Raw genomic sequence first — 13,158 nt, forward strand, 5'->3', positions numbered from 1 at the left:
CACACAACGGGTTCTTTTTATTTCTTATTTCGTTTATTATATACCTAATATCCAAGTCGCCATTGCAAAATAAGTAACCACAGATACCATATCTGTCAAAGACGAAATCATAGGGCTAGCCATCAAAGCGGGGTCAATACCGACTTTTTTGGCAGCCATCGGAAGCATGCTTCCGATTGATTTTGCTGCAACTACAATAACGAGCATCGCACCGCTTACCGTTAAAGCAACCCAAATTCCTTCCTGATCCATCCAACAAATTCTTGCAAAATTTAAAGCACTTAAAACAATGCCAATTAAAAAACTAATTCTGATTTCTTTCCAAAGTACCTTCCATGCATCTGAAAGATGAATATCGTCTACTGCCATACCACGAATCACTAACGTTGCAGATTGAGAACCGGAATTTCCACCGGTACCCATTAGCATTGGCATATAAGCAACCAAAGAAATTACTTTAGAAAGTACCCCTTCAAAACTTGAAATGATACCTCCTGTAATCACATAGGAACACATCAAGACAAAAAGCCAAGGTATTCTGTTTTTTATATGACGCCATACGCTCATGTCTAAGTATTCCATGTCACTATCATCAATAACGCCCGCCATTCTTTCAAAGTCTTCTGTTGTCTCTTCATCAATGACATCTAAAATATCATCAAAGGTAATAATTCCAACAAGACGATGCTCATTATCAACAACAGGCAGTGCTAAATACCCATATTTTTTAAAGATATTAGATACGTCTTCCTGATCGTCTAAGGCATTAACATAAACCATATCTTCATGCATGTATTTTTCTACCAAATCATGATCAGGTGCTACAACTAAGGTACGTAGGGAAACGATTCCTAAAAGTTTTCTTTCTTTGTCCTTCACATAGCAGGTATAAACAGTTTCACTATCCATACCGACCTCTTTAATATGAGCCATTGCTTCCGAAATGGTCATATCTTTCCGAAGACTGATATAGTCAATGGTCATTAAACTCCCTGCACTGGTTTCCGGATAATTTAGAAATGTATTAATGAGCTTTCTTTCTGCTTTTGTAGCATGCTCTAGAATCTTATCGACAACATTAGCCGGTAGCTCTTCTAATAAGTCAATCATATCATCAAACGCTAATTCATCGACAATGTGTTGAATTTCCTTATCGGTAATTGCAGAAATAATATTAACTTGATCATCAGAAGGTAAATATGAAAACACTTCCGCAGCAATGTTTTTAGGAAAAGAGCGAAACAAAACAACGGCCTTGTCAATATCAAGCTCGTCAATAATTTCTTCTATGACCTCTGCAATGTCAACCTCATTTAATTGTAAGACTTCTTCTCGGGCTTTTACGTATTTTTTATCTTCTAATAACGCCAATACGTTTTCAATAATTTGATTCATTTTTTCGTTTTCCATTGGTTTTCTCCTTTCGAATTTGTCAAAGCTAACTTCAACTTATCTTTGGGATTTTCCCTGCTGAAAACAATGAATTTTATAGAAAGATAGAGAATCCTATCTCAAAAAAAGACAAAGCGAAAGCAGGGACTTATTACTATTATTCAGTTCACCATACATTTGTTTATGACTCGGAACTGTTTCCATCTACTCTCACTCCTTTTTTTCGAAATTATGTTATACATCAACTCTGAAATTATACCTAAACTACGTTTTTTTTGCAAGCTATTACAAAAAATTTGTTTTTGAAAAATCATAACTTATTTTTTTAGATAAAATAGAGATGATATTTGATATTAAAAAAAATACCTGAAACTGCGTTCCAGGTATTTTTATACACTTTTACAATTTTGAACATATTTAAAATTCACTATATCGTTTCCATATAAGCAAGATCTGGTTTCCAATGAACCTCTTTCATGAAACGTTCTAACTCTAATGCGTTTTTCTGTTCAAACAAAGTGAGCATCGTACGGTGTTCATCGTTTGTACTTCGAAGAACTTCCTTAACGTTATCGTCTGCAGCATCACCTACATCCATAATATAGGATTTTTTGAGAAATTTTTTCTTTGTTCGATTCATTAAATTGATTAAGCTTTCATTTCCACAAAGATTTAAATAAATTTGGTGAAATTCTTCTTGTTGCCTATAATACATATCAAAATTACCTGAATCAATTGCAAGACTCATACTTCCAATGTAAAATTGCATATCTCGAATTTCTTTTTCCGTAATGCGCGGACATGCCAATGAAACAGCAAGACCGTCCAGTACACCTAAAATCAAATAAATTTCTCCCGCTTCTTTTTCACTCAAAGGTCGAATCAGAAAACCTTTTCTAGGCACATTCTCCAAAAAACCTTCACTGGCCAACTGTATTAATGCTTCTCTAACAGGTGTACGACTAATGTTTAAAAGATCACTTATCTTTTGTTCATTAATTTTTTCTTCCGGTTTTAAATTCCCCTTATTAATCTCTTCCGCAATGTAATTATAAACGTGGTCTTTTAAGGATAAATACACTTCCATAAAATTCCAAATCTCACTTTCTATTTTTTTATAACATACTTACTTTTATAAAATGATACTCATTATTTAGGAAGCACAATTTGCTTACGATCCTTTGATTGACGATATAAAGTAAATTTTTTTCCAATGGCTTGTACGAATTCTGCATTTAATTTATTTGCGATATCATTTGCCACTTCTTTCGGCTTTAAATCGCATCCTTCTTGAATTTTTACTTTTACCAGCTCTCTACATTCAAATCCAGTATCCATTTCTTTTATTATGTTCTCAGTAACACCTGATTTACCGATATATACAGTAGGATCCAAATCATGCGCAAGACTTTTTAAAAAACTTCTTTGTTTGGTAGTTATCATATAATAATAGATTTCCTTTCATTATACCTATTTTAATTCATTTAGTATAACGCTTTGCTTCATTCAATTCAAGCGAATATAAATATTTTCAGTTAGAATTAATTTTTCATTAAAAAAAATTTTTATGGTTTTTTTTAATTAGAACGGAATATTTCTCAAAAAGGTTGAATTTTCAATATATAATTTTCACCTAATTATTATTCTTTGATTTTTTAAAAATAGTTTTACATTTTTTGTGTTTCTTGCTATTGACTATAAAAATCTAGTGTGATAAATTGAAATTGCGGAGAAAATTCAATCTGAAAATCGCACATTTTTAATTTTAAACAGAAAGAGGAGACAAAAAATGGCAAGTATCGTTCAGAAGTACATTGATATTGCAGCAAAGAGAAACCCAGGTGAGCCTGAATTTCTCCAGACAGTGGAAGAAGTATTAACTTCTTTAGAACCGGTTCTTGAGAAACATCCGGAATACATTGAAGCCGGACTGATCGAAAGACTCATTGAACCAGAAAGAGGCATTAGCTTCCGCGTAACTTGGGTGGATGACAATGGCAAAGTACAAGTTAACAGAGGTTACAGATACCAATTTAATAGTGCAATCGGCCCTTACAAAGGCGGCCTTCGTTTTGCATCCAATGTATACCCAGGTATCATCAAATTCTTAGGATTTGAACAAATTTTCAAAAACTCACTAACCGGTCTTCCAATTGGCGGCGGCAAGGGTGGTTCCGATTTCAATCCAAACGGAAAATCTGATGCTGAAATCATGAGATTCTGCCAAAGCTTTATGACCGAATTATTTAGACATATCGGACCTGAAACTGATGTTCCGGCAGGAGACATCGGCGTAGGTGCAAGAGAAATTGGTTACTTATACGGTCAGTACAAGAGATTAGCTAACAGATTTGAAGGTGTTTTAACCGGAAAAGGCATTCCTTACGGTGGTCTTCTTGGCAGAACCGAAGCAACTGGATTTGGTATTGTATTCTTTGCAAGAAATATGCTGAAAGCAAACGGCGAATCACTTGCTGGTAAAACAGTTGTTATTTCTGGTTTTGGTAATGTATCTTGGGGTACTGCAACAAAATTAAATGAATTAGGTGCTAAGTTAATTACAATTTCCGGTCCAGACGGTTACATTCTGGATGAAGAAGGTATATCCGGAGAAAAAGTTGACTACATGCTTGAATTAAGAGGAAGCGGAAAGAACATCGTTGCTCCTTATGCAGAGAAGTTCCCTAACGCTAAGTTCTTCCCTGGTGAAAAGCCTTGGGGTGTAAAAGCAGACTTATACATTCCATGCGCAACTCAGAACGAAATTCACATCGAAGATGCTAAGAAAATTGTTGCTAATGGCACAAAATTCGTTTGTGAAGGTGCAAATATGCCTACTACAAATGAAGCTCTTAAATACTTACAGGACAGCGGTATCATTGTTGGACCTTCCAAAGCTGCAAATGCAGGCGGTGTAGCTTGCTCTGCAATTGAAATGAGCCAAAACTCCTTAAAGATGCCTTATACTGCTGAACAGGTATATGCACAGTTAGAAGGAATTATGCAGCACATTCATGATGCTTGTGAAGAAGCTTCCAATGAATATGGCTTTGGTTATAACCTGGTTGCAGGTGCAAACATTGCTGGATTCTTAAAAGTAGCACAGGCTATGATGGCACAAGGTGTCGTTTAATTAAAACCTTAAAAATAAAAAAAGGATGGATTTTTTCCATCCTTTCAGACTGTAGACAAAATACCTTGCTAAATTTATATTCTTATAATTTCTGCAAGGTATTTTCTATTTTTTCTATAAAGCTTTTAAAAAAAGAAAAAATAAAAGGATATCTCTATGCCATTTGATTCCTTCTTTCAGATTTATGAATCCATGTTGCTAGTTTTTTTAGATTCATGGACGCAAAAAGAAGATTCAGTTCCATTTCTATCTTCTGAATCCCTCGATATTGTGTATAACGCATATTATGTTTTTCTTTTGCATCTGCAAAGACTCGCTCAATGGTTTGACTCCGTAGTTTGTAAAGATCTCGATACTTTGGAGTATGACGAATGTCCTCACATTGCTCTATGTAGTTTTCCCATATATGACGTGTGACTACTTTTACATGGTCTTTACTTGCTGTGCATTCTGATAAGGAAGGGCAACTCTTGCAAATTTCTCCTTTACTCTTATATTCCCGATACCCTTCTCTATTTGTTGTAGTATAGTTTAACACTTGGTTTTCTGGGCATACAAAGCAATCATAGTATTCATCATAAGCATATTCGTGTTTTTTAAAATAACCATTTTTTGTCATAGGTCGTTTGTATGGTAGGATAGGAATTCGTTTATCTTTGAGTATTTCTCTAGCAATTGCAGGTGTTTTATATCCGGAATCCATTACAATATTTTTTACACCTTTATATCTTTTTACTTTTTCATAAATCTTTGGGAATGCAACTGAGTCATGTACATTTCCTGGATTTGTATGAAAAGCAAGTATGTAATTGTTTCGATCGCAAGCTACATTTGCAGCATAAGCAAATACTACCTTATGCTTTCCTTTATGAAATACACCGCAATCCGGATCTACGGTACTTTTCTTGATTACTTTTGTCTTTTCTTTGGCTTCCGTTTTTTTTTACAAGCTTGTTTTCCTCGTTCAATGCGATCTTCGTTAATTTCTTTCATTAGTTCTTTTTCATAGTATTTAACGGATTCCAAAACGGTTTCTTTTTCACTGTTATGGTTATTTGCACTTGCTTTAATATGTGTACCGTCAATGAAAATGCTTTCTGAATTAATGAATTCATATTCCATAATTTCAGCAATGACTCTTTGAAAGATTTGTTCGAATAAGTCAGTATTTTGAAACCGACGAGAGTAGTTTTTACCAAAGGTAGAAAAGTGAGGAATTTCTTCCTCTAAACTATAACCAAGATACCATCGATAAGCTACATTCGTTTGAATTTCTTTAATGGTCTGCCTCATGGATCGAATACCAAAGGTATATTGAATGAGGGTAATTTTAATTAAGACGACAGGGTCGATGCTTTCTTTTCCCACATCAGAATACAAATCTTTTACAAGGTCATAAATGAAAGAGAGATTAATCGCAGTATCTATCTTACGAATAATATGATCTTGTGGAACAAGAGAATTCAAGGTTACCATTTGAAATTGATCACGACCTAATAAATCTTTCTTACCCATCATAAAGCAAATACCTCCATGTATTTATACATATATTTTACCATAAATACAATAAAATGTATTACATTATGTAAAAAAAACTGTAGGCAAAGATAGAGATATCCTTGTCTACAGTCTGAAAGGATGGATTTTTTCCATCCTTTTTCTTTTTATAGTTTATAGGATACCTAAGAAGAAAAGTCCTAAATTCTAATCTCTTTGTCAATGGAAAATAGATATAAATAAGTTTCCTTTACCTTAATCCCCTTTATTTTTTCCAATGCTTCCTTGTAAAGAGCTAATTGCCCTTCATATTGCCTCTTTATTCCTTCAAGTGAGGATTGTGTATCTTGCGTAAAATTAGATTTATAATCCAAAAGTACATATTCATTGTCTTCTAAAAAATAACAATCAATGGTGCCTTGGATAATAATATCTTCTTTTTCTTTCTTCTTTTTTAAATTAAAAGAAACCTCTTTATAAATTTCCTTTGCTTTACAAGCTCTTCTTCCAATATCAGAGACAAAAAATGCGGTAAGTTTATCTAAGTCAGCAACTTGTGCCTCTTCATCAAACAGAATTTCTCGTTCTACCATACTTTCAATGAACTGAGAAATTTTTCTTCGGATTGCAGGCATGTCTTCTTTTTGTGAAAAAAGGAACTCATGAAATGGTAAGTATTCCATAATACGATGCAAAATGGTTCCTCGTTCTGCACCAGAATAAACCTTTTTCCCTTGCAAAAATTTAGGCGGCATTTTTGATAAATTTGTTCTTCTTTTACTTACCTCCCCAACCTTTTCTTTTGCAAGCTCGGATACACTATACTTTGATTTCATCTGATTTGCAAAGAGATAAGGATATTGATATTCTAAGCGACTATAGATCATCTTTTGATCTTCCTCTTTGAAATTCGTAGAAAATCCCTTTGCAAGGGCAAAAGAAATCTCCTCTCTTTGTATATCGAGCTCTTCTTTTATCAGACTCATCCCGCTTCGATCATGACGAAATATTTTTATATTAGAATCCACAATGGCAGGAAAAATCAAATCCATATAACATTTTGCACCTGCTGCATCCTCTGATTCCCTTAACTCATATTTTTCCAAAGTTCTATCAATATCCGTGACAGTTCCTAAAAGCACAAGTTCATCCATCGCACGTGTAAAAGCTACATATAGGATACGAATTTCTTCCGCCATATCGTCTTTTTTCTTTTTTTCATCCATTAAATATTGAAGGATTGTTTTGCAATAACAATGATTCTCAACATCAACCAAACGTAAACCAATACCTAAGTCCTTATCTAAACTCAAAGCGGTGGATTTCTGTCCCAATTGAAATCGCTTTGCTAATCCTCCTACTAAAACAAAAGGAAATTCAAGCCCCTTACTCTTATGTATGGTCATAATACGTACAACGTCATCGTTTTCTCCAATGAGCTTTACTTGTCCCGTACTGATTTTTTTCTCCTGTAATGCTTCTATATAACGAATAAAAGAAAATAAACCTTTACCCTGAGAAGATTGATACTGCACTGCCTTATCAACAAGAAAACGTAAATTTGCTTGCCGCTGAATTCCTCCTGGAATGCTTCCTATATATTGATAATATCCAGTTTCTTCAATTAACTTCCAAAGGAGATTTTCTAAAGACATATATGTCGCAATCTTCCCCCAAAGCTGCAATGCATTCAAAGCAACACTACATTTTTGCCTCAGCCCTTCGTGTTCACCATTCTGACTATACTGTAAAAAAGCATCATAGTAGGAGCCTTGTTTATGTGCAATTCTTACTTTCGCCATTTCATCAATCGTAAAATCAAAAATAGGAGATCGCATTACACTTAACAGACATAAATCTTGTTTTTTATTATCAATCAGTCGCAATAAATTTAAAAAAATCTGAATTTCTACGGTATCAAAATACCCATCACTGTTATCAACAAACGCAGGAATTCCAGCATCCATTAGTGCTTGAAAATAGATTTGTCCATCCGTTTTTGCTCCTCTTAACAGAATTACAATATCTCTGTTCTCCAAGTTACGTACGCATTCTTTCTTGCAATCAAAAATTTCTTTTCCTTTTGCCTCTTTTATAATCTGTACAGCGGCATAAGCTTCCACTTCTGCACGTTTCATTTCTTTGATGAGATCATCAATGTCTTCTTCCTCAATTTGTGCATCATCCACTACATGAAGAGATAACGGATATGCCAATTCACCTTCATAATTAACCCCTTTATATAAGGCTGCATCTTTATCATATGCCAAACCTGTGGTTCGCTTTTGCATGATCTTTGAAAAAACATGATTACTCCCATTAATAATGGTGTCTTTGCTTCGAAAGTTTCGATTCAAATCAATTTTTTCATTTTCTTCTTTCGTTCCTTTTTGAAATAATTCGTATTTCCAGATAAAAAGTTCCGGCTCTGCCAGCCGAAATTTATAAATACTCTGTTTGACATCCCCTACCATAAACACATTATTATCTCTTTTAATACGATTGATTAAGGTTTCCTGAACTATGTTACTGTCTTGGTATTCATCAATAAATATGTATCGGAATTTATCTCGGTATTCGGAAGCAGCTTCTTCATGTTCTAAAATTTTTAAAGCATGGTGTTCAATGTCATTAAAGTCAATTAACCCTTTTTTCTGTTTTCTTTCTGTATATTTTTTCTCAAAATCTTCTACTAAGCAATAAAGTATGTTTGCATATGGATAAGTTTCTTGCATTTCTTCCGTTAATTCTTTTAATGAACGAGTTCCAAATTGTTCACAAAGGCGATTAAAAATTTCTTTTCCTTTGTCACGAAATGCACTTACGCGGTCCTTAATTTCTTGATAAATTTCCTTCTCATCCTTACCTGCTACAAGGCGTTGAAATTTTCCTTTATAAGCATTCATCTTCTGCATCGTATCTTCAAAAGAATGTATTTTTAAGGCAGATTGCATTTCTTCCAACTCGAAAATATCCAAAGCACACTTTTTACTTAATCTCTCAAGTCCAAATTCAAGTAGTAAGCTTTCAGCTTGCTTAAAATAACTTAAAGAAAGGAAAAGTTTATCATTGATATTTTCTTTTAATTGCTGAAAAACAGTACTATTTTCAAACTCTTCCATTCCTTCTTTCAGTTTACCAACATTTTGTGATAACCATTCAAATGAATTTGGTATACTCTGTATAAACTGATAAGTATAAAGAATCATTTCTTTCGCTGATTTTTCATTTTTACTTCCGGCGTATGCACGTAAAAAAGAAAGAAACTCTTGGTCCTTTCTTTGAAATCGTTCATGGAATAATTCTTCCATTGCTTCTGCTTGCAAGATGGTTTTTTGAGCTTCATCACAAATCTTAAAATTAGGCTCAATATTAATAAAATGAAAATATCTACGTATCACTTCCATGGCAAATGCATGAAAGGTACTGATATTTGCTTTATGTATAAGGCTAAGCTGCCTGCGCAAAAATAATTCCTTTTTCTGATTTTGTTCCAATTCTTCCATCTCATTTGAAATGGCTCGAACAATCTTTTCTTTCATTTCCGCAGCTGCTGCATTACTAAAGGTAACAATAAGCATTTGATTTAAATCAATTTCATCTTCTAGAATTAATCCTTTAATTCGTTCAACCAGTACAGCTGTTTTTCCAGATCCTGCTGCTGCAGAAACTAAAATATTTTTTTCACGTAATCGGATTGCTTTCTCTTGTTCTTCTGTCCATTTCATTTTCTATGTCCTCCTACCGTCTAAATCAAATGAATTTTATGCAATAGACGATATAACATCTCCCCCTTAGGTAAAGCTTTGATTTCATTTGGTAAGATAGATTTACTGAAAATCAATGAAATGCCATACACTCCGGCACCAACGCAAATGGATAAAGCAGTTGCTAAAGTATTTCCTAAAATACCAATAAGCAAAGAGTAGCTTATCAATACACAAACGCTCATAAGTATACCGCATAAAATCGGTTTTATAACCGTTAACTTCCAATCAAACTCTGTTTCACACACTCGTTTAACTGCCCATAAATTTAAAATTCCAACCACACCGTATGCTACTGAACTTCCAATTGCTGCGCCTTGTACGTTTAATTGAGGAATTCCCGTCAATAAATAAGTTAAAATAATTTTTACAACCAATCCTGCCAAAAGAGAGTATACAGCAGCAGATGCCTTATCCAATCCCTGAAGGATACCTGCCATTGTTTGTGCTATTGCCAAAAAAACGATTCCAATCGATAAATAAAACAAACTTGGTGCCGCACTTGCTGCACTTTCCGCCTGCATAGGATACAGAAGCAGCATAATCGGTTCTGAAAGACTCATTAATCCAAAGGCACATGGAACTCCAAGCATCATTGCAGTTCGGAAGCCTAAACGTACATTATCCTTTAAAAAAGATTTGTCCTTTGTACTTTGCGCTGCTGCAACTGCCGGTACCATACTCAATGCAATGCTTAACGCTAAAGCCTGAGGAATGTTAATAATCGGACCAGCCATTCCAGTTAACTGCCCGTAAAGGGCATTTGACGCTTCATAGCTAAAACCAATGCTTTGCATACGATTCATTACAATCCCAACGTCCGCTATATTCATAATTGGTAAAATAGATACCCCGATTGTAATCGGAACCGTCAAATAAACCAATCTCTTAAAAATACTTTTGGATGATTCCTTTGTAACTACATTTTCTGCAAGCATTTGCTTTTTAATTTTATTACTTTTCCGTAAATACACAATGATTAAAATTAAAGTTCCGGCAATCGGACCAATGCTTGTACCAAAGCAAGCCCCTCCTGCGGCATACTCAATCCCTTTTTCCACTAATAGCACTGCTAAGATAAGCCCGATACCAACTCGAATGGCTTGCTCAACCAGCTGTGAAAAAGCCGTTGGTGCCATTTCCTGCATTCCCTGAAAATAACCACGAAAGACAGCCATAATCGGAACAAACAAAAGTGCCGGAGCAATGGCTGCCATTGCATAATACGCATGTGGATTTCCTAGCATTGTTACAATTGGCTTTGCTCCGAAAAAAACAATCGCAGAAGATACCACGCCAAGAATGAGCATAACAAGAAAGGAAATGCGAAAGACAGTATGTGCCTCTGCATGTTTTCCGACCGCTATGCGCTCTGAAACCATTTTCGATATCGCAGCCGGAGCTCCGTTGGTTGAAAATACCAATAAAAATATGTAAATCGGGTAAGCGGTTTGGTAATATCCCATACCTTCATCGCCGATAATATTCGCAAGCGGAATACGGAAAATCGCCCCCATAACTTGTACCATTAATCCTGCAATCCCCAATATTGCTGCACCTTTTAAGAATGTTTTCTTCCTCATTTGTTTCTTTCTAAAACAGATTACTCCGTTTCCCCTTTCTGATTTTTAAAAAATATTAATACAATCCAATTTGACGTCACGCTTTATTATATATAATTTTTCCCTACTCTTCTATATATTTTAAACATTTCTTTTGATATAATGTGCATGGGTTATGAAAAAAACTTTTTACGCTCATACTATTGACGTATTATAAATAGAATCGAGGTATTATAATATGAAACAAACGACAATGCTTTTAATTTTAGATGGTTTCGGCGACCGTAAATCTATTCATGGTAATGCAATTTTGCAAGCAAAGACACCGAATTTGAATGATTTATTCTGTCGTTTTCCAAATACACTTCTTGGTGCCAGTGGTGAAGATGTAGGACTTCCAGAAGGACAAATGGGAAACTCCGAAGTAGGGCATCTCAATATAGGAGCAGGCCGCATCGTCTACCAAGAGCTGACTAAAATTTCAAAAGCAATCAAAGAGGGCATCTTTCAAAAGAATGAAGCCATTCTTACTGCTATGGAACATTCATTGAAAAACAACTCTTCCCTTCATATATTAGGTCTTTTATCTGACGGTGGTGTGCACAGTCATATCAATCACCTCTTTGCATTGCTTGATCTTGCAAAAAGCAAAGGAATTTCTGAAGTTTTTGTTCATTGCCTTTTAGACGGAAGAGACGTGCCGCCAAGATGCGCAGGTCGCTATCTTTCTATGCTTGAAGACCATATGGAAAAAATCGGTATTGGTAAGATTGCCACAATCGGTGGTCGATATTACGGAATGGATCGTGATAGTCGCTGGGAGCGAGAAGAATTGGCCTATAACGCATTTACTTTAGGACAAGGGGAAATCGCCAACAATGTGCACGAAGCCCTTTCTGCTGCTTATGAAAGAAATGAAAATGATGAGTTTGTAAGACCAACGGTTATTTTAGAAAACAATAAGCCTGTAGCAACGGTAAATGATAAAGATTCCATTATTTTCTTTAATTTCCGACCTGACCGTGCAAGACAAATTACCAGAGCCTTTGTAGATTCTACCTTTACAGGTTTTTCACGAAAAAAAGTATTGAATCATTTGTGTTATGTCTGCTTTACACAATACGATGCAGAAATGCCAAATGTCTTGGTCGCTTTTCCACCTCAATCTTTAAAAAATACCTTAGGTGAATATCTTTCCGACTTAGATTTGCATCAGCTTCGTATTGCAGAAACAGAAAAATATGCGCATGTCACTTTCTTTTTTAATGGCGGTGTTGAGGCTCCGAATAAAGGAGAAGATCGAATCTTAATCCCTTCTCCTAAGGTTGCTACTTATGACTTAAAACCGGAAATGAGTGCCTACGAAGTGACAGATCGCGTTATCGAGCAAATTGAATCCAAAACATATGATGTGATTATTTTAAACTTTGCAAACTGCGATATGGTAGGACATACGGGCGAGATGGATGCTGCAATAAAAGCAGTTGAAACAGTGGATGAATGTGTTGGGGAAATTGCAAAAACGCTTCAAAAGAATAATGGGCAAATGCTTTTGACTGCAGATCATGGAAATGCCGACTATATGCTTGATGAAAATGAGAATGTAGTGACTGCGCACTCACTGAGTCCGGTTCCACTTTTAGTTATGTCGGAAAAAGAAATGACTCTGAAAGATCATGGCATACTTGCAGACCTTGCTCCAACACTTTTGGACCTGATGGGATTGAAAAAACCGGAAGAAATGACTGGAAGCAGCTTAATTATTGATTAATATATTAAATGTCTAAAATTAAATATATAAAAAATA

7 protein-coding genes and 1 pseudogene are annotated in these 13,158 nt (G+C 35.0%); 2 read left to right on the plus strand and 6 right to left on the minus strand.

Translation table 11 applies throughout. From position 1 onward, the window contains the following. Window positions 1-36: 36 nt before the first annotated feature. The 3 genes from mgtE to yhbY form a co-directional block, all read right to left on the minus strand. The gene (gene mgtE / locus I2490_RS10000; protein WP_206459549.1) at window positions 37-1,410 is read right to left on the minus strand and encodes a magnesium transporter; all 1,374 of its coding nucleotides are present in this window, start codon (window positions 1,408-1,410) and stop codon (window positions 37-39) included. A gap of 409 nt (window positions 1,411-1,819) precedes the next feature. Continuing rightward, the gene (locus tag I2490_RS10005) at window positions 1,820-2,479 is read right to left on the minus strand and encodes a GntR family transcriptional regulator (protein WP_206459550.1); all 660 of its coding nucleotides are present in this window, start codon (window positions 2,477-2,479) and stop codon (window positions 1,820-1,822) included. Between the two features lie 62 nt (window positions 2,480-2,541). Then, window positions 2,542-2,835, minus strand: coding sequence for a ribosome assembly RNA-binding protein YhbY (yhbY, locus tag I2490_RS10010; protein ID WP_206459551.1), 294 nt, complete (start codon window positions 2,833-2,835; stop codon window positions 2,542-2,544). Window positions 2,836-3,181: 346 nt separating this feature from the next. Between yhbY and gdhA the strand changes: the two genes are divergently transcribed. Beyond that, a complete protein-coding gene (gene gdhA, locus I2490_RS10015) occupies window positions 3,182-4,525 on the plus strand; it encodes an NADP-specific glutamate dehydrogenase (RefSeq protein ID WP_206459552.1) in 1,344 nt (447 codons plus the stop codon). 154 nt (window positions 4,526-4,679) lie between these two features. Here the strand turns inward: gdhA and I2490_RS10020 are convergent. The 3 genes and pseudogenes from I2490_RS10020 to I2490_RS10030 form a co-directional block, all read right to left on the minus strand. Then, a pseudogene (locus I2490_RS10020) lies at window positions 4,680-6,043 on the minus strand (IS1182 family transposase). A gap of 179 nt (window positions 6,044-6,222) precedes the next feature. Beyond that, window positions 6,223-9,750 carry a helicase-exonuclease AddAB subunit AddA gene (gene addA, locus I2490_RS10025; RefSeq protein ID WP_206459553.1) on the minus strand — a complete coding sequence of 1,176 codons (3,528 nt, stop codon included), beginning with the start codon at window positions 9,748-9,750 and terminating at the stop codon, window positions 6,223-6,225. A 20-nt stretch (window positions 9,751-9,770) separates the two neighbouring features. Next, window positions 9,771-11,372, minus strand: a complete 1,602-nt coding sequence (locus I2490_RS10030) for a putative polysaccharide biosynthesis protein (RefSeq protein ID WP_206459554.1) — start codon at window positions 11,370-11,372, stop codon at window positions 9,771-9,773. Between the two features lie 217 nt (window positions 11,373-11,589). On the opposite strand from I2490_RS10030, the gene gpmI reads away from it, so the two are divergent. Next, on the plus strand, window positions 11,590-13,122 hold the full coding sequence (gene gpmI, locus I2490_RS10035; RefSeq protein WP_206459555.1) for a 2,3-bisphosphoglycerate-independent phosphoglycerate mutase: 1,533 nt from the start codon (window positions 11,590-11,592) through the stop codon (window positions 13,120-13,122). The last annotated feature ends 36 nt before the right edge of the window (window positions 13,123-13,158 follow it).

Source organism: Anaerovorax sp. IOR16, assembly GCF_017168145.1.
In the GTDB taxonomy this organism is placed as follows: Bacteria; Bacillota; Clostridia; order Peptostreptococcales; family Anaerovoracaceae; genus IOR16.

Coding starts and splice junctions, on each gene's coding strand:
- mgtE (WP_206459549.1), bottom strand. CDS start 1,410: ATGGAAAACGAAAAAATGAATCAAATTATTGAAAACGTATTGGCGTTA.
- gpmI (WP_206459555.1), top strand. CDS start 11,590: ATGAAACAAACGACAATGCTTTTAATTTTAGATGGTTTCGGCGACCGT.
- I2490_RS10005 (WP_206459550.1), bottom strand. CDS start 2,479: ATGGAAGTGTATTTATCCTTAAAAGACCACGTTTATAATTACATTGCG.
- I2490_RS10030 (WP_206459554.1), bottom strand. CDS start 11,372: ATGAGGAAGAAAACATTCTTAAAAGGTGCAGCAATATTGGGGATTGCA.
- yhbY (WP_206459551.1), bottom strand. CDS start 2,835: ATGATAACTACCAAACAAAGAAGTTTTTTAAAAAGTCTTGCGCATGAT.
- gdhA (WP_206459552.1), top strand. CDS start 3,182: ATGGCAAGTATCGTTCAGAAGTACATTGATATTGCAGCAAAGAGAAAC.
- addA (WP_206459553.1), bottom strand. CDS start 9,750: ATGAAATGGACAGAAGAACAAGAGAAAGCAATCCGATTACGTGAAAAA.